The following is an 18225-nucleotide window of genomic DNA, read 5'->3' as shown; positions in this document are numbered from 1 at the left end:
CGCCATGCATCGCGCAACCGCCGATCGGGCGGCCATCAACCGGACAGCCACCCTGCACACGCTGTTCGCCACCGCGACGGCGCTGGCGCTGGCACCGCCCTCCGGCGACCGGGGCACCGTCACGCCGGCCACCCCCATGGACGCCGCCGCCCTACCGGACGTGCCGGCGCCGGTGGTGACCTGGCTGTCGCGGCTGGCGCTGCTGTATGGGTTGCCGTTCGAGTACATCGTGCCCGACGCCCGGATGCTGCCTCGGGAATCGCTCCGCTTCTTCTATGTCGACACCAACTGGCTATCCCGGCTGATCGACGGTGCGGTCAGCGTCGGCCTCAGCAGCAGTGCCGATACGATCCAGACCCTTGCGGCATTCGAAGCGTTGGTGGAGGCGGCGATCCACCGGACGTCGGAGGTCCGTGCGTCGCTGCGCGACCGGGCCGAAACGGCGCCGGCTGAGACGGAGAGGGGTGGAATCGGCGGGCCGATCACCGGGCTGCTGCTGCGCTCTGCGGTGGTGTCCGGCTGGCCGGGGATGGAGGTCGCCGCCTATGCCGACGCGGAAGCGGCGAGGCCGCTGCCGCTCCTGCGGTTCGAACGCCTGTCGCCCGATGTGATGATCGCCCTGTTCGACGGACTGCCGCGGACGGTTCGGATGCTCCAGCCGCCCGAAGGGCTGCATTTCGGTCTCCGCCCGTCCGCCAGCAGCCCCACCGGCTGGATGAGCTTCCTGCGCGGCCTCGGCCATGGCGACCATGAGCCCGGTACTCAGATTCCGGACCAAGAGGCGCCGATTGCCCTACGCGGCGGAACCTCCAGACCGGGGGTGCTGGACGTCGCCGCATCGGCGGCGTCGCTGCATGACGCGATGCGGAGGCTGGGCGCGCTTGACCAGGCCGGAACCTTCACCGCAGCGGAGTTCGCGGTGCAGATGGTTCGCGCCGCCGGGATGCAGAGCTTCCAATGGAACGCGACCGACCCGGTCGGCGGTGCCGTCTGAGCCCTGGAGCGACTGGCCATGATCGTCTTGCAGAACCCCGCCGATGCGGCCGACCCGGCCGCCGTCACGCCACCCGCCGCGACCCCGGCCACCGAACCGCTGTGGCCCGGCCCCTGCCTTTTTGTGCCGATCCATGTGGAGTGCCTGCTGATCGGCACGCTGAACCAGACCGGAAGCTGGGCCGACCTCGCCATCGACTACCGCAATGTGCCGGACGGGATCGATCCGGAGCCGCAACCGTTTCAGCTGCGCACCGCCAGCAACAGGCCAGCGACCGGCGCTCATCTCCAGATCACACTGCCCCACGGCCTGCGCAGCGGTCGGCAGGAGGCCGACGGCTCGGTCACCTTCCCCGCACTGCCGAACCGCTGGCTGATCGTCCGCTCAGCCGTCGTGGCACCCGGCACTGCCCCGGTTCTCACCGCCTGGATACTGCAAAGCGATTTCCTCGGTGCCATCGGTGAGGGAGCAAACAGCTACCCGGATCCGGATCAGCCGGGCGGCACCCGGTGGATCGGCAAGGCATGGTCATTGGCCGACTGGACCGATCCTGACGGCCCGGCTACGCCGATCCTGCGATCCATGGGGCCGGGCAGCGTCGGCTGGATCGCAACCACCGACAACACGCGCAACGTGCTGTACTTCCACGACGGGCTCGCCGACTTGTCCTCGGCTACCATCAGCTACACCGCCCTTGGCTGGTACCGCCCCGCCGGCTTCGATCCGCTGCTTGGCGTCAACGTCGACGAACCGCGTGGATTCACCAGCGAGGAGGGCTGGGAGCGGATCATGACCGCCCTCGGGTTCGACGTGCATGGGCGGCCAGGGCTGGCGGAGGCCGAAGCGGCGTGGCAGGCATGGCAGGAGGACAACCCGATGACCGGCGGTCCGGCGATTGAGCCGGCACAGGCCCGGTTCGCCAGCCAATCGCTGTGCCACGGCATGCTGTTCGGACTGACATGGTCGGGGCCGGGCACCAGCTATCCGCGGGCGCCGATCCTTGACGGGCAAAATCCGCTGTCGGTGGCAGTCGGCTCGACCGCCGTCGAGGCGATCGCCGCCTGGATGGCGGCAACGCTGAAGCAGCCGGACCTGGAGGATCTGATCCTCGCGATGCAGCAGGACCGGCTGTTTGATTATCTCCAGGATCCATCGGCGTTCGCCGCCGGGCTTCTGGAAGCCCGCTTTGCCAAGTCCGCCGGCGGTGCCGTGTGGCTGGTAGCGTTGCCGGAGAACTCCACGACCGACCGTGGCCGGACCTTCCAGACGGTCGATCTCTCGGTGGAGCAAACGCAGGCATTGACCGCGCTGAACGCCAGCCAGTCAGCGCTCGACCAGACCGATCGGCTGATTGCCAGCAATGCCAACGAGTTGTTTGCGCTGGTCTACAAGCTGACCAAGGCCCTCCCCGGTCGGGCGGAATACCAGACCACCGAAGCGGCGATTGCCGCGACCAAGGCGGCGCTTCAAACATTGACCGCACAACGTGCGACGCAGGAGGCCGCGGTCGAAGCCGGGCGGGCGGCGCTCGAAGCCCTGCTCGGCATCTCCTTCGTTCTGTCCCGGAACGATCAACCACATTTCCACAGCGCCGGCACGCCAACGGTGATGATCGCTGGCGCCCAGACGGACACGCGGCTGGAGGCACCGGGAGCCGATGGCGGCCCCGACGAAACCCTGTTCTGCCGCTTCACCGGACAGACGGTCTCGGCCCTGACGGTGATCGAACCGGTTGGTGGCACCGCCCAGACCATCACCGCGACAGACATCGCCAGCCGGATCGCCCTGCCCACCGCCGGCTCCGGCGTGCCCAAGGAGATGACCGATTTCCTCGTCGAAGCTATGCTGTTCGACACCGCCAACGCCCGGCTCTTCGCCGCGATGGCCTTTGGGAAGGCCGGCGTCTCTCCCTCTCCGGCCCAGCTCAATGCGCTGGCGGCGACGATCGCCGCCCAGCAGACGGCGCCCTGGAATGCCACGCCGCAGACCGGCTACACCGAAGAGGCGATCGGCGCCGCCGTCGGGTTCCAGGGGGTGGTGCCGCTCAAGCGGTCGGTAATGCTCTGGTCTCCCCCCTGGACCCCCCTCTTCATCGACTGGCAGGCGACGTGGCATCCGACCGGCTCCACCGCCGCAACGATGCTGGACGGCTGGACGCTGGACGGGTTCGACTACGACTGGACCGGCAGCTCCATCGGCCAGCCGGTCGAAACCCTCTCCGGCCGGTCCGTGCTGGGTACCCGGATCGCCGCCGGGCTGGGTGAGAAGCTGAACGATCTCATCACGACCAACCCGGACACCGCCGAATTGCCGCAGTACCAGCAGGCCCTTCTGAAGGCGGCGGCGGCAGACATTGCCCGCTGCGACATCGTCACCAACGCGATGAGCGGCTTCGGCGCTCACATGCTGATGCGCCGGGAGCAGATGACCCGGCTCACCAGTGCCGATCCCGAGATACAGGACTGGATCGATCGGGCACCGGCAACGGTCTGCCTGCCGGGCAACGGTAGTCCGGGTAGCGCCCCCGGCTTCCACCCCTTGCGCGCAGGCCATCTCATCATCGACAGGCTGTGGGTTGTGGATGCCTTCGGACAGATCCTTCGCGCCTCCAACGAAGGCGAGAGCGTTCTGCCGATCCGCGCCAAGAGCGTGGTCACCCCCAACCGCGGCGATGCCGACAACCGTCGCTTGATTCAGCTGGCGCCACGCATCCAGCAGTCGGTGCGGCTGGACCTTCGCCTCCTCGACGCGGAGGATGATTCGACCCCCTCCAACGCTTCCGACCGCACCAACCCGGTGTGCGGCTGGCTGCTGCCCAATCATTTGGACAACAGTGTCAAGCTGTTCGACGCAGACGGCACGGCGCTGGGCGACATCCTGTCGGTAGAGACCGACGACGGTCGTGGCCTGCGCTGGGATCCGGCGCCGGGCCTGACCCTTCCCCTGGGGGCGCCGCCGCAGATCGACAATGCGCATCTGTTGGGGTTCGTCCAGGGACTGCTGGCGCAGGAGACGACATCCGGCGACGAAGCGTTGCAGGAGTTGCTGGACGTCATCGATGTGACGCTGTGGACCACGGCGGCAACGGCGCCGCTGGCGGGAAACGGTCTGGCCGTCCTGATCGGCCACCCGGTGGCGGTGGTTCGGGCCGACATTGGGTTGACGCTGTCAGGCGATCCGGCCTGGAACCAGTCTTGGGCCGACACCGGTAAGCGCAATGACGGCGGCATCACCGCCGTGCCGTTCACCACCCATGTCGGCGACATCGCGCTGTCCGGCAACGGGGTGCTCGGCTATTGCCTCGATGACGACTACGGCAGGCTCAACCCGCTACGCGGATTCAACAGCGCCTTCGGGACGGTGCGCCGGGCGGTGGCGTCATCCACCGGCGATCCGCGCGCTAATCTCGGCGAGGCGCTGGCCCGGCTGACGACCCTGCTGGCCCCCGATGCCCCGACTGCCGGATCAGGCTATCTCAATCCCGACCCGTCGGTGCCGCTAGTGCTGAATGGTCCGCGTCGCCGGCTGACAGTGCTGATGGACCCGCGCAATCTGCTGACCGCAATTGCCGGTATCACGCCGGTGGTCACACTGCCACTGCCCCCAGGATCGGTGTCGATGATGGACCGGCTCCGGGCCACCTTCCGCCTCGGCCCTGTGCTGCTCGATCCGCAGCGGGTGCGGATGCCACTACCCGCCGCCGTCTCCGGCAACTGGAGCTGGATCGCCCGCACCGGTGTCACCGTGTGGGAAACCGTCACCGACGTGAAAGGCAACCAGCCCGAGGCGCTGCTGCCGACCAGATCTCCGGAGATTCGCGAAGGTTGGCTCGGCCTCGTCCCCACCGCGCCGGACGACACGACGGATCCCACGGGCAGGCCTCCCATGGACCCGGTTCCGCCGCTCGCCCGCATGAATTTCCTCGAAAGGCCCATTGCCATGTCCCAGGCCATCATCCCCCCGGCGATCGAGCCCGCCACCAAAGCGCTCTACACCTATGCGTTCACCCCCGGCACGCTGATTGCGGGCGAAACCACTGCCCCGATCCTCTATGTCACAAATCCAGACCCAACCGATGCTCCAGCCTCGTTGGAAGCCGCCGACCAGACGATCTACATCTCCATTCCCGTCGGTCCGTCGGACGACTGCATCACCACGTCGCTGACCGGCCTCACCATTGAATCGACCGACCCGAGTTGGCGCGCAGTGCCCAACTTCAACACCACCCCGCCCATTGTGAAGCTGATTGGTCCAGCGCTGAAGGCCAAGGCCTCCATCGGCTTTGAGTTCCAGAATTTGACGGTCGGCAAGCAGACCGGCGTCGCGGTCTTCACCGTGACCGAGGAGTTCTCCGGCGGAACCGCCAACCCGACCATCGTCAAGACCGCTCCCCGATTGGCGATAAAAGCCTTCAGCGCCGATCCCCTCGTCGTGACGCAGAAGGAAACCACAACGCTGAGCTGGACCGTGACCGGCGGCAGTTACGTCGTCATCACGCCCTATGTGGGCAAGCGGCCCGTGACCGAAAGCGGCAGCGACCAAGTGACCGTGCAGGTGGACGAGCCCATGACCACCTACCTGCTGCAACTCTACACCGATGACCGCCAAAGTGTGGAAGCGTCTACGGTGGCCTATGTCGGGCAGGTCTCCGCCACGCTGAAAGCCGTTCCCAGCGGCCCTATCGACACGGATAGCCCGGTGACGCTGTCCTGGTCGAGCGATCATGCGGTCCCGCCGCTGCTTCTGGCATCCCCGAGCGGCTTCGTCAAAGTCGGCCCCACCGGCACCAGGAGCGTGATTCCCGGCAAAGAATTAACCGCTTACGACGAGACGGTGACCTATACGCTCCAGGCGGATGGCAGCAAGGGGCCGAAGGTTCATACCGCGACCCTTTCCTTCAACCCGGCTCGGATCCGCTGGTTCCGCTACACCGACGACACCAATAGCTCCGTCAGTTGGCGGGTCGCCAATGCCGCTCCCGGATGGCCGGTCGTCACGATGACCGAGGGTAAGTGGACGTTGACCCTCTGCGGTCCGGGGACCGGCGGCAAACCGCTGACGGCCCATCTCGGCCCGGATTCAGATCTTCAAGTCACGTTCCTGTCGGCAACACCGAAACGACCGGCGCCGGGGGAGACGGTCACCGTCACCTACCGGACGCGGAACGCCCAAGCCTTGACACTCGCGGTCGGGCTCGGCCAACCGGGAGCACCGATACCGTTCGACGCGGCCAAGCAGAGCGGAACCACCACCATCATCGCGCCGAGCACCCCGACAATCCTGGTCCTGACGGCCAGCGCCGCCGGCCAAAGCCCTGTCAGCAGCGAGTTTGATCTCGATGTTGTCACCCATCCATGAGTTTATTCCCAAACCGGCCTGAGCCACGCCTGTTTTCCCGGAAGCTCCAGCGGATCGAATCGCTTAAAATCTGACTTGATTTTAAGCGTGGATCCGATCAACGACCACAAAATGTTGTATCGGGCTGCCCGCCAATCCGGAGCGAGCTCATCACAAGTTTCCCATTCGAGGGTGGAAGGTTACGGCGTATTCGTATCCAACAATGGCAAAACAAGCGTGAAGCTGGTCCCGTCCCGAGGGCCACTTTCTACCCCGACGCTCCCGTCATGGACCGTAATGATGCGTTTGACGAGGTAGAGGCCAAGTCCGACACCCGGAGTCCGACCGACCCGACCGGAACGGAAGAACTTGTCGAACAGCCGGGCCTGCTCGTCCAAAGGGATAGGCACGCCGGGGTTGGCCACCTGGAGACGCACGGCACGGCCATCCCTCGTCAGGCGGACCGCCACCTCCGGCGGGCTGGCGTATTTGACCGCGTTGACGATCAGATTGGACAGGGCGATCGACAGAAGGGCGGCGTCCCCATGCACCCGCATCGGTCGGTCGGTCGGCGAGACGGCGATCCGCACATCGGGGCTCAGTGCTGCCTGATCCCGGCACACGGTCTCGACCAGCGCCTTGAGGTCAACGGGACGCCGGTTCGGCACCTGACTGGCGCTCTCCAGCCACTCCTCCGTCAGGCAATCGTCGATGAGCTTGCCGATCCTCCCGGTTGCGTTGCGGATCCGGGTGATCCGCTCTTCCGCTCCCGGCGGCAGCCGGCCTGCGGCGAGGAGCAACCCCTCCGCCGTCGCCTGGATGACTCCGAGCGGGTTGCGGAACTCGTGCGATAGCATGGCGAACAGGTCGCGCTGCTCCGCAATTGCGACACGCTGAACCTCCATGGCCGCCTCGCGATCCACCGCCATCCGTTCGGCGACCATCATCACCATTGACACGATCGTCATGAACAGGGAGGCGATGCTCCACAAATGGAAGACCTCGGCGACAAGGCCGGGATTGCCACCGGGGAGCAGCGCGGGGCTGATCGCGGCATGGACCGCGCGGAACGCCATCAGCCCGGCCTCCACCGACCAGACGACAGCGGCGATGCGGCGGCCCGCGGTCATGGCTCCTGGCGCGATGAACAGGATGTGAGCTGCCATGACGGCCAGGGCACTGAGACCGAAGCTGACGAGGACGATCCGGGCGTGAATGTCGTCGAACAGGAACTGGAGCGGCAGCGAGGCAGCAAGCACAAGCGCCGCCAGCAGACCAGTCCGCAGCGGAATCCCGAAGAACTGGCACAGCCCTGCCTGGATCAGGGCACGCCCCGCCAGCAACAGGGCATTCGCCAGTGTGATCGTCACCGTATCCGGCAGGATGCCGCGACCGAGCAAAGCGCCGCAGAATAGGACCGTCAACCCGACGCCCCACGCCCACAGATCGAGCCCGCGCATCATGCGGTAGTGCCGGCCGATCACCGCGATGAAAAGGGTCGCCAGGACCAGCAACATCAGCAGCGTGACAAACAACGTACCGGAATGCAGTCCCATCCTGTCGCCTGCCCCTTTTTTGCCACACTGTCGATCGTCACCCCGGATCGAGGCCGAGGGGCATGCTGAGGCTGTAGCCGACCCCGGAAACCGTGGCGATCCCGGCTGTGCCTCCGACCGCCTCCTCCAGGGTCCGGCGCAGCCGGCGTATCGCCGAATCGAGAACCTGCCGGTCGCCGATCTCGCCGTCATGGCCGATGGCGTCGAGAAGGTCGGACCGCTCTGCGGCACCGGGCGCGACCCTGGCGAGCGCGGCCAGCAGCCGGGCCTCCTGTAGGGTCAGATAGACTAACTGCCCGACCGGCCCCATCAGCAGCCGCGAATGGATCTTTAAGGTCCAGCCAGCCACCGATCGCGGCGATCGGGGGGCGCCGTCGTGCCGACCGCGACGCTTCACCGCCAGCGTCCGGATAGCAGCGACCAACTCACCCCCATCCACCGGCTTTACGAAATACAGATCGGCGCCGGCCTCGTAGCCCGTGATGCGGTCCCCGACCGCGCTTCGGGCGGTCAGGATGATGACGCCCACGGGATACGCCGCCGCGAAGCGCGCGACATCGAAACCGCTTTCATCTGGAAGGTTGCCATCGATCACGACAATGTCCGGCATCGACATGGCGAACCGCTTGTAGAATTCTCTTGCATTCACCGCCGACGCGACCGTCAGCCCCGAAAGGGACAGCAAATCCTCCAAGGCGACGCGGAAATCCACATCGTCCTCGACCAGCAGAACCTGGATCACCTTGCCATCGACTAAATCCGGGGGAGATTGCATACTTGTTCCGCCTAATCCTCGTCTATTGTTTGTCCCAATCTGCACGTCGATCATGTAAAAATGATATGCCAAACATAGTGATTTTTACAAACTAAACCTCCTAAACACAAGTCAAGGTTCTCGTCTGGATTGCGTTTCGCGTAGAGGAATGAAGCGCGCGGGGATTGTCGGCGGCGAAGTTTCGTGAGTTACGCCGCTATTTGCTGAGCCCTTACGGTGTCATGATAGCGTTGTTCGGCCTCGGCGGGCGGGGTGTGTAGGCGGGTGGCTCCAGCCCACGCTCTATATGCCGGCGCACGGTCTTGCGGTCGAAACCGGTACGTCGGGCGATGGCGGAAACGGATAGCCCTTGGCGGGCAAGGTCCAGGATCATGACAAGGTCGCCAAGCTTAATCACCGGCATCCTCCCCGCAGACAGCGGGAGACAGGATGGCGTAGAGATGGCCGCAAGGTCCAGGGGGCACGCCCCCGGGGCCTTGCCCTCTGCCAAAACTGGGGACTTTTCATTCGCCACTTCTGGAGAGTTTTATCCCGCCAGCGACAGCACCGCCGGGACCGGTTGGCGGTACCTTGTCCCGGCCCTCGACTAGGCATAGATTGTCGGGTGAGAGGAGCGGACAGCGATGGACCCGAAGGGTATCGACCACTTGGTGATGGTTACGGGGCGGGGAGACGGCTGGAGCGCACTTCACGCACAACCCAATACCCTCCTTCCCCACCCCTATGGAAAGCCGCGGTCAAGACGTCAGGCGTCCGTATGAGATTGAAGGCCAGGTCGCTTGGTCTGTTCAGAACCGTTTCTCCAAACGAATAGCCGTAGCGGGATCCCATAGACAGGGCCCGCATTTCATATCGGAGCCGGAATTGGCCTTCCGGCGTCATGGACAGGACCTCCCGGGCGGTACATGCACCCCGATCGAGCAACGAACCGAAGAACAGCGCCTCCTGGCTCCTTGGGGCATGGCTTTGATTGCTTTGGATTTAAAATGCCTTTTTCTTACAGAATATTCCCAAATGAAAGAAGCTCGAATAGTTAGTAGCTTGACCACAGAACAAACCGTGGCCAAGCTACTTTCTTCCTACGGCGTAAACCGCATTTTCCCCTCATTCCAAATAGCGACGACACGCGATTGGCCCGGAGCACCAGATTGGCCGGTTCCAGTAATCATTACATTGTCAATTTTGCCATGACATGTGATGAAAACTCCGTATACATTGCTGAGTGCCTCCATCTGCTTTGTCCATTTTTTCAATTCATCGACACTGGCTATTCCGGAGGCCCCGCTGTAAGATATTACTCTTACAGAATCCAGGCTCTCCTCGAGCTGAACAATAATTTGCCGATCTTCGCATAGTGCGGACACAGTCCGTGTGACACTCCGAGGAAGTGCGAGTTCTACGAAAGGGGGAGGCCCCTGTTCATCTCCCTTACCATCAATCGGCGTTGCAGCGGCGCTGGCAAGCACAAGCGCAGTCATGTAAGCCAACATAGGTCACCTCAGTTTTCAGGGCACGTTGCATTGGGTTGATAGCTGTCCGACTTCACCGAAAACTTCCATCGATTGTCGGGAGACCATTGAGTTTGATTGTTGTCATTATAATAATATTCATTCATTTGTCCGGCATGATAAATGTACTGCCTAAGATTGTTAGTATCAACTCCTGACTGAGATGCAATCCAATCCATGTATTGCCAATCATTTCCACTAGGCTTATCGTGATTCCAATCAGGTGTGATTTGAGCACCGCTACTATGTACAGTAGGGTGGCTATGGAGAATACCAACGACCTGTGTCCAACTACTGAACCCAAGGCTCTGGGGGGAGGAGTTGAAATCGGGAACGCCTGATGAATTTCCTATCAGCATTCTCGTTTGGCCCAATGTGCCGTCGGCATTCCGAAATATAACTGCACCGTATTCGATGTTTGCTGTATCCGGCGCGTTGGCTATCCGGTTTCCCAGGGCCTGTGCAAGCCCATCGGATCGCCGATCCTGGCATTCGTCGAACGGTATCAGGTCATCGGTATCCTCGCCCTCGCCGCCCGCGATCTGCTCGAGTTCGTCGCCCATGAGCAAGCGGATACCCTCGAACTCACCACTGAAATGCCTCATTTCATCTCTCCTTAAGTTTTCGCTCTAGTTTGTGGACGTCAACTCCGGCCCCGGACTGTCCGGGACCGCATGCTTGGACAGGCGCATGGAAGGTTCTGCCGCCTTCGCCTGCCCGGCATCGGGTACGAACTCCAGTCGACGCGCATGGCCGTCGACGATTTGGTAGACGATGTCGGCCGTCTCGATCGTCTGCGGCCTATGGGCGACAAGCAGGCGGGTTCCACCGAGCTGCTTGATCGCATCGACGACCCGCGCCTCGGTGCGGACATCCAGGTGCGCCGTGCCTTCGTCGAGCATCAGCATGTCGGGCCTCTGGTACAGTGCACGTGCCAGGAGGATGCGTTGCTTCTGGCCACCGGAAAGGTTCGATCCCATGTCCCCGACCGACGTCTCGTACTTCATCGGCATCTTCAGTATGTCGTCATGGATAGACGCCTGCCGGCAACACCCGACAACACGTTCGATGTCGTAGTCCGGATCGAAGAAGGCGATGTTCTCCGCCAGGGAGCCGCTGAAAAGGATGTCATCCTGGCTTACGACGCCCAGCCGGCTGCGATAGCGCCGCACTCCGTATTCCTGCAGGGGAATGCCGTCGACGAGCATCCTGCCGGAAGTCGGCTGGAGCAGACCGCAGAGGATCTTGAAGAGGGTTGTCTTGCCGGCGCCGGAGGGGCCGACAAGGACGGTGGTCCTTCCAGGATCGATCCGCATCGATACACCCTTCAGGATGAAGGGCTGGCCGAACCCGTAGGAGAAGCTGACGTTCTGGAGCTCTATCGTTCCCAACGGCGCGGCCGCGGCCATCTTCTCCGTGGGCTCCCCCGGTTCCAGGGCGATGTCGGATATGCGCTCGAGGTGAACGTCGAGCAGCCGGTAGCTCATGACCTGGTCGACCAGGCGGGTCGTCGCACCGATGAAGTGCTGCTTGTAGGCCTGGAAGGCGAAGACCATGCCCAGCGAGATGTCGCCGCTGAGCACCATGCCGATCGCGATGTAGATGAAGACGATGTTCTCGATTCCGACGACGAAGCCGTTGGTCGTCTCAAAACCTGCCGTCAGCCGGCCGAGGCGGAGATTGCCATTGACGAATTCCGCCTTCCGGTTCTGCCAATGGCGCTGCCGGTTGCCCTCCTGGCAGAACGTCTTGATCGCCGCGATGCCCCGCATATTCTCGATGAACGCCGATGTTTCCAGCGCCTGCGCGGTCAGCACGTTGGCGTTGGCGAACTTCATTGACTTGAAGAACACCGCCTTAACCGCCGCATAGACCAGGATGATGGCGACGGTCAGCGAGGCGAGAAGCGGCGAGTAGACCACCATGAGACAGAGGGTCGAAATCGCCAGGATCCCGTCCACAGCGGAACTCACCAGGCCTTTGCTTAGGAGGTCGGTTATCGGCTGCAGGGAGGAGAAGCGGGATGAAATGTCCCCCAGGTGGCGCTTCTCGAACCAGGCGGTAGGCAGGAACAGGGTGTGCCGGAAAAGGTTGACCGCCGTCTGGAAGCCGAGGCTGTTGCTGAGGCTGAGGACGAGCCGGCTTCGAACCCACAGGGCGGCGGCGTTCAAGAGCAGCAGTCCGGCGAAGCCGAGCGCGATGATGTTCAGCAGGTCGAAATCGGAGCCTGGCAGGGCGGTGTCGATCGCTATCTGCATGTAGAATGGTATCGCGAGCGCCACTGCCTGCATGATTGCCGACAGGACGAGGATACGTCCCAAGGCCGGCCCGAGACCGCGTATCTTCGACCATAGCTGGCCAAACCGCAGCCGGGCGCGACTGGTGTTGGGCGTGAAAGCGGCGCTCGGCGTCAACTCCAACACGATGCCGGTGAAATGCTCGGCGATTTCCCTTTCTGCAATGCTCCGCATACCCCTGGCTGGGTCCAGGATATAGTAGGTCGTGCCTTTCGCCCGGACCTGTATCCTGTCCAGCACGACGTAATGGTTGAGATCCCAATGCAGGACCGCCGGCAGCCCCAGTTTAGACAGCGACGGGATGTCGCTCTTCAACGCCCTGGTGTGGAAACCCATCTGATCGGCGATGGCGATCACGTCCTTCAGCGAACTTCCGCGCGCGGAGAGAGGATAGCGCCGTCGCAACGCCGACAGCCCGTCCTTGTCACCGTAGTGGCGCGAGATCATAGCGAGGCAGGCCAAGCCGCACTCTCCCGCCTCGGCCTGGCGGACGAACTTCTCCGGCGTGAACAGGTCGGTCATGCTTGTCATGTGCGTTTCCTGACCGCGTTGAGCGGCTGCAGCAGCCAGTCGAGGAACGACCTGCGCTCAAGAATTATGTTGCCCGTCAGGGTCATCCCCGATTGAAGCGGAAGGGACCGCCCGAAAGCGGTGGCGGTCTCGTTGGCGAGGCGCACCTTGATTGCGTACACCGGTTCGCCGACCTTGATCGGCGTGTCCAATTCGCCCGGCGCGTACGCGATGCCCGAAATGGACTCAATCTCGCCACTGAACGTTCCGAATTGCTTGTACGGGAACGCGTCATAGGAAACGCGTACCGGTTGCCCGACCTTGATGAAACCTACCGCCCTGGACGGAGCGTAGAGGTTGACATGGAAATCGGAGTCTTCCGGCAGTATCACCATGAGCGGAACGCCGGGCTCTATGCCTTTGCCAGGCGAAGCCTGGAGGGCGGTAACGCGACCCTCGATCGGCGCCACCACGGTATAGCCCACCTCGACTTTCGTTCGCGACTTCTGCTGGGAGATGGAACTGAGCTGCCCCTCAAGCTCCGCCAACTGCCGGCGTTCGTCCGCAGGCAGCCGCTCAAGTTGGGCCTCTAGGTCTTGGCGCCGGACGCCGAGCTGGACCAGCTGTTGGTTGAACTGCTCAAGCCGCTGCTGCTCGATAAGGAGCGACTGTTCGCGGCGGTCCAGTTCCAACCTGCTCAGGTATCCCTTCTCGACCGTCGGGCGGATACGCTCCAGTTCCTCGGTCTTCGACTTTACGATGGACGCCTGGATCTTCATCTGGACTCGGATGGATCGCTGCTCCATGGCGACCGCTTCGAGGGTCCGGCCAAGCTTGTCCCGTTCCGCGGCCATGACGCTCCGCGCGGCTGCGATCTGGACGCCGACGCTGTCTTTCTGGCTGTCCAGCGCAGTTAACGTGTCATTGGCCGCACCGCGATGGCCCTCATCCCGTATCTCCACCCCAATGAAGACAAGCGGCTGCCCTTGGTGAACCCTCTCGTTTTCCCGCACATGGACACGCTCCGCGACGCCTGCCCGAGGTGCCAGGACCTTCGCGGAGGGCTTGGTCGTTACGACGACCCCCGGCACCGTTTCCGTCCTGGGATACGTGGCGGTCATCGCCCAGATGATGAGGCCTACGCTTACGACGGCGATTACGGCAACGAACTTGGAGCTGATGCGGCTGTCCGTCAGCACGACCTCTCCGTAGAGGCGTTGCCGCCTCGCCTCGGCCACCTGCTCGCGGAACAGCACGCCTGCCTGGGAACCGGCCATGGTCAGGCAGTCCGCGACGACTTGCGTGTTTCCTCAGGAAACGTGATCTGAATGATGTCCGCCCGCGCCAAGTCCTTTACGATCGCACCCAGGGTCTCTACCGGAAACTCGGGCAACTGCCGCTGCAATTGCGCCATATTGACGCTTACGCCGGCGGATAGGGCGGCCGCGACAGCCCTGTGCGCCCCGCGCAATGGTATGGCGGTTCCATTGATATCGAACTGGGCCTGGTCCCTATCAACGTGACGGGAGTTCAGTATCAGCTTGGCAGACATCGGAAGCGGATCCTTAGCCTGGTCGAGCAATGTCGCGATGTTGAAGGGAGACACCACGCGGTCGCGCTGCTGGGAGCGTTCGCGAAACGCTTGGACGGTTTCCGGCCTCGTCAGCAACTCGCCGACGGCCGCAACCGCGTCTGCGACACGCTGGCTGTCATGCGCCTCCCCGACGAGAGAGTGCCGAACCTCAAGCAGGTCGGGCAGGACCGACGCGCATGCCCACACGAGATAGTCGAGCATGAGCGGTGCGTGGATCGCCACGGTCAGATGCAGCGTATCGCTCCCCTCCACCGGCTCGACGCGGTGCCACCACCCCCGCGGAACGTAAAGGGTGTCACCAGCCTCGAGTATCTCGTCCATCACCGGCTCTGCCGGAAGCTCATCCTTCCGATCGTTGCTCACCTGGTTGCTGACCGGCAGGAGATGCGTGGGTTCATAAATGCGCCAACGCTTCAGCCCTCCGATCTGGACGACGAAGACATCGTGCGTATCCCAATGGACGTTGGTTGCAGGCTCGCCACCAAGGCACGCGTATGCGTTGGATGTCGTTTGCGCACCGACGAGCCGGCCGATTTCAAGGCAAACGTCGCGCACCTGCGTCGATACCAGTTCGATGCGGTTAAGCACCACCGTGGCCCCCGATGCCAGCATCTGGTACAGGCGATCCTTGCGGACACGCCTGCGCCTGAGCCCGACATCCATGTATTCCTCGACGTAATGCGACGGCTCGACACGCCCTTTGTGAAGGACCTTCAGCAATTCGCGGGTTGGATCTTGAAAATCCAACGCCTGGTCGATCGTAGACCAACCGAATGGAGATGGATCGAAACACTTACGTTTCAGCCACGGCTTTTTTTCAAAGTACAATGAACGGAACTCAGCCCGACTTGTATCGAAATTGAACATTCTTTCCTCGCACTGCCGCGCATTAATATCTTTAATTCATCATTTTTCAGACCCAACCCAAGGTGAACATTTTATCTTTTTGTTCAATTTCATTAATTGCTATATAAACATCCAAATGGTTGTCAAATCCAATATTTTTGATTGGGAAATAAATAGAAGTTGACATGAGAAAATCTATTTAATGTCAAGTTATTATGTGAAAATAGAATCATTCTCCATTGATAGGTCAAAGCCATGGTCGATCCGAGGCACCTTCGGGATTATCATCAGATTTTTGCAATTACGCGCGTTGGCAGGAGGAGCGCGGAGAGCCCAAGGCCGTTCGGCATCCGCAAGCTTTCAATCCGGATACCACCTTCGCCTCGCTGAACGACAAGGGGGGCGAAGGGCAGCCTACGCAGATGCAGACGGCGCCGCTCGCCGCCCTGCTGAACGGCATTTCCGAGAAGCACCTCGACCGGCTGGCTGCAGCCATCATGGCGGAACGGGGCGTAGTGCTGGTCTCCTGGCCGTTGATTTCCACGCGGAACTGACCCGGGATTTCCATCGAGAAATGGCTCTGACTCATATTTGCTGCTGTTGCGGGCCACGCTTTTGCTGATTCACCGGAGGATCAGCAACGCAACATCGATTTCAGCGCACCGGCCTCACGCCGCCCGGGTTTGTAGCAGACGAAATGAAGGTTGCCGGGGATCGCGTCCAAGTTTGGCTTCGATCACGCTATCCCTCAGCAACTTGTCCAGGCTGCGGGCGGCCAAGCCGGAGGGTTCAAAGCAGATATATGCGGCGCCCCGCTGATCTGCCTCTTGGCGGTCGGCAAGTAGAGTTGACAATCGTGGCGCGTCGATTTCGGTGCGATGCTGTCCTGTGCGGGCGGCGCATCTTCTGCGAGCAGTTCGATGACAGCGTGCTGGCTCGTTACGGTGACCTGCACGACCGTTCAAGTCGCGCTCACGTTGTCCAGCAGCCGGGCGAACAGGTCCCTGGTGAGCCGTTCGAACTCTCGCTCTTCCAAGGGAGCTTCAATCGACCGCCGCGGTTAAGCTCGAGCCTCGCGGTATCCGCGTCCGCTGTCACGTTTCCTCCTCGTAGTCCCTGATGTCCGCAGGGTCCCAAACGGCGCCGCGCTGCCGTCGCAGCCCGCCGTCCCTGGATGGCGCCGCCTGTGCAAGCTCCGCCTCGACCCTTTCCGCCTTCTCCGATCCCGCGGCTCGTCCGCGGCGGCGGGGGAGCTCCGATACATGCCCAGGCTGCGCGGCGCTTTCTGCCTGGGCGCCAATGCACCCCCCTCCAATCGCGGAACCACCTGCGGTGCTCACCGGATGGATACAGGCAATCCAAGACCGCCAGACGCTCATAAACGAACCCATCAAATGGGACCATGCAGCGCGCCCGCTACATGACACTGGAAACAATCAACCCGCTCAGCGATGATCCCATCGTCATACTGCCGGATGTGGCTGCGTGACAATCCCGGCCAGATACGCCGGAGAGCGCGATGACCCCGCTGTTCCCACATCACCGCCAGGGACGTGATCCGGACAGCACATGCAATGTGATGGAATAACGAATATAAGGCGCCGTGAATGAGAGAGGCAGAATGGTAAAATTCGGGCCATCGAGAGCGGAAAGAACCGATATTCACGCCCCCATCCACCGCCTTAACCTGAACCTGCTCTACCCGCTTGACGCTATCCTTCATGCGCCGACTTTGACCGAAGCCGGACGGCGCGTGCGGCTGAGCCAATCGGCGATGAGCCACGCACTGCGACGATTGCGGGAGCATTTTGCCGACGATCTCATCACCTATTTGAATGGTGAAACGCAACTGACGCCGCTGGGCCTCGCACTTCGCGACGAGGCCCGCCGTGTCATGCGCGAGGTCAACGGAACCTTCAATTTTTCTCTGGTCTTCGACCCGCTGACCTCCTCGGGGACCATCACAGTGGCGGCACCGGATGCCATCGAGCAAATTCTGCTCGGCACTGTGCAGCGGTTGCTGGTCGACGCAGCACCGAAACTGACCGTAAGCGTCATCCCGCTCGACGCAAGCGATCCGCGCCGCGTGCTTGATCAGGGGGCCGACCTGCTCGTCCTGCCGATGGATGCCGCGCTTCCCGAACTGGAGCAAGTGCCGATCATCAAGGATTCTGTTTCCTGCATGATATGGACGGGACATTCCAGGCTTGGCGACCAGTACGAGATTGATGAGGATACGTACCGAGCTGCGCGACACGTGATCGCGCGTGACGAACGGCTATCGGTGTTTGCCAGCGATCCGCGGGCATCGGAATTGCTGAGAGCCCGTCAAATCGTGATGCGTACCACCTCGCAGGCGGCCTTGCCGGCGATCATCATCGGCAGCGATCTGGTTGCCACCGGAAGCGTGTGGCTCTTTCAATATTATGCATCGATCCTGCCGGTAAAAGTAGTCGGGGCACCCTTTGTCAGGCCCGCTACCTCCATCGTCGCGCAATGCGCGGCGCATAAACGCCGCGATCCGATGCTGGCCTGGTTCGTCAAGCAGATTAAGGAATATACCCGGTCAGCCCCCGGACAACGGTCATGATCGATGCCGCTCATGGGGGCATGAACACTTCTAATTTGCCTGTCACATGAGTGAAGCATAGCCTCTCCCTCGATAGGAAAGTCCGGCGGGCACGTTATTGCGCCAAGACACGGGACTACTATCAGCAGGGGTACGGCTGCGGTTGCACCGGTTGAGGATCGCCACCGCATTATCCGCCGTGAGGCGCTAACCGTTTGGCTACAGGGATTTCGTTCGGT

Annotated in this window: 11 protein-coding genes and 1 pseudogene; 5 read left to right on the top strand and 7 right to left on the bottom strand. The window is 62.4% G+C overall.

Annotated features, from left to right (window positions below; genetic code table 11):
* The first annotated feature begins 4 nt into the window (after window positions 1-4).
* Window positions 5-994, top strand: a complete 990-nt coding sequence (locus tag G473_RS0102385; RefSeq protein WP_029011786.1) for a hypothetical protein — start codon at window positions 5-7, stop codon at window positions 992-994.
* Between the two features lie 18 nt (window positions 995-1012).
* Window positions 1013-6352: a hypothetical protein gene (locus G473_RS0102380; protein ID WP_029011785.1), complete on the top strand. Its 5340-nt coding sequence runs from the start codon at window positions 1013-1015 to the stop codon at window positions 6350-6352.
* A gap of 179 nt (window positions 6353-6531) precedes the next feature.
* Here the strand turns inward: G473_RS0102380 and G473_RS28885 are convergent, their stop codons facing one another.
* The 7 genes and pseudogenes from G473_RS28885 to G473_RS28880 form a co-directional block, all read right to left on the bottom strand.
* A complete protein-coding gene (locus tag G473_RS28885; protein ID WP_051329803.1) occupies window positions 6532-7887 on the bottom strand; it encodes a sensor histidine kinase in 1356 nt (451 codons plus the stop codon).
* 37 nt (window positions 7888-7924) lie between these two features.
* Complete coding sequence (locus G473_RS24660; RefSeq protein ID WP_051329802.1) at window positions 7925-8662, bottom strand: response regulator transcription factor; 738 nt, start codon at window positions 8660-8662, stop codon at window positions 7925-7927.
* 214 nt (window positions 8663-8876) lie between these two features.
* A pseudogene (locus G473_RS24655) lies at window positions 8877-9059 on the bottom strand (helix-turn-helix domain-containing protein); the annotation flags it as partial.
* Between the two features lie 1101 nt (window positions 9060-10160).
* Window positions 10161-10775, bottom strand: coding sequence for a hypothetical protein (locus G473_RS30150; protein ID WP_154667221.1), 615 nt, complete (start codon window positions 10773-10775; stop codon window positions 10161-10163).
* Between the two features lie 24 nt (window positions 10776-10799).
* Entirely contained in the window at window positions 10800-12998 is a 2199-nt protein-coding gene (locus G473_RS24650) for a peptidase domain-containing ABC transporter (protein ID WP_051329801.1), read from the bottom strand.
* Window positions 12995-14254: an HlyD family secretion protein gene (locus G473_RS0102350; RefSeq protein ID WP_029011783.1), complete on the bottom strand. Its 1260-nt coding sequence runs from the start codon at window positions 14252-14254 to the stop codon at window positions 12995-12997. The genes G473_RS24650 and G473_RS0102350 overlap by 4 nt, the downstream gene beginning before the upstream one ends.
* Before the next feature lie 2 nt (window positions 14255-14256).
* Window positions 14257-15438, bottom strand: coding sequence for a JmjC domain-containing protein (locus tag G473_RS28880; protein ID WP_051329800.1), 1182 nt, complete (start codon window positions 15436-15438; stop codon window positions 14257-14259).
* Window positions 15439-15839: 401 nt separating this feature from the next.
* Between G473_RS28880 and G473_RS31070 the strand changes: the two genes are divergently transcribed.
* The 3 genes from G473_RS31070 to G473_RS0102325 all read left to right on the top strand — a co-directional run bounded on the left by G473_RS31070 (window position 15840) and on the right by G473_RS0102325 (window position 18007).
* A complete protein-coding gene (locus G473_RS31070) occupies window positions 15840-15971 on the top strand; it encodes a hypothetical protein (protein ID WP_281169904.1) in 132 nt (43 codons plus the stop codon).
* A gap of 143 nt (window positions 15972-16114) precedes the next feature.
* Window positions 16115-16537 (top strand): transposase family protein, encoded by a 423-nt coding sequence (locus G473_RS31175; RefSeq protein WP_210163208.1) that lies wholly within the window; start codon window positions 16115-16117, stop codon window positions 16535-16537.
* A gap of 501 nt (window positions 16538-17038) precedes the next feature.
* A complete protein-coding gene (locus G473_RS0102325) occupies window positions 17039-18007 on the top strand; it encodes a LysR family transcriptional regulator (protein WP_029011781.1) in 969 nt (322 codons plus the stop codon).
* The last annotated feature ends 218 nt before the right edge of the window (window positions 18008-18225 follow it).

The organism is Niveispirillum irakense DSM 11586 (genome assembly GCF_000429645.1).
Lineage (GTDB): Bacteria > Pseudomonadota > Alphaproteobacteria > Azospirillales > Azospirillaceae > Niveispirillum > Niveispirillum irakense.
The sequence above is the reverse complement of the archived record's forward strand: the minus strand, read 5'-3'. Positions and strand labels throughout refer to the sequence as shown.

Coding starts and splice junctions, on each gene's coding strand:
- G473_RS31070 (WP_281169904.1), top strand. CDS start 15,840: ATGCAGACGGCGCCGCTCGCCGCCCTGCTGAACGGCATTTCCGAGAAG.
- G473_RS30150 (WP_154667221.1), bottom strand. CDS start 10,775: ATGAGGCATTTCAGTGGTGAGTTCGAGGGTATCCGCTTGCTCATGGGC.
- G473_RS28880 (WP_051329800.1), bottom strand. CDS start 15,438: ATGTTCAATTTCGATACAAGTCGGGCTGAGTTCCGTTCATTGTACTTT.
- G473_RS24660 (WP_051329802.1), bottom strand. CDS start 8,662: ATGCAATCTCCCCCGGATTTAGTCGATGGCAAGGTGATCCAGGTTCTG.
- G473_RS28885 (WP_051329803.1), bottom strand. CDS start 7,887: ATGGGACTGCATTCCGGTACGTTGTTTGTCACGCTGCTGATGTTGCTG.
- G473_RS0102380 (WP_029011785.1), top strand. CDS start 1,013: ATGATCGTCTTGCAGAACCCCGCCGATGCGGCCGACCCGGCCGCCGTC.
- G473_RS0102385 (WP_029011786.1), top strand. CDS start 5: ATGCATCGCGCAACCGCCGATCGGGCGGCCATCAACCGGACAGCCACC.
- G473_RS31175 (WP_210163208.1), top strand. CDS start 16,115: ATGAAGGTTGCCGGGGATCGCGTCCAAGTTTGGCTTCGATCACGCTAT.
- G473_RS24650 (WP_051329801.1), bottom strand. CDS start 12,998: ATGACAAGCATGACCGACCTGTTCACGCCGGAGAAGTTCGTCCGCCAG.
- G473_RS0102350 (WP_029011783.1), bottom strand. CDS start 14,254: ATGGCCGGTTCCCAGGCAGGCGTGCTGTTCCGCGAGCAGGTGGCCGAG.
- G473_RS0102325 (WP_029011781.1), top strand. CDS start 17,039: ATGGTAAAATTCGGGCCATCGAGAGCGGAAAGAACCGATATTCACGCC.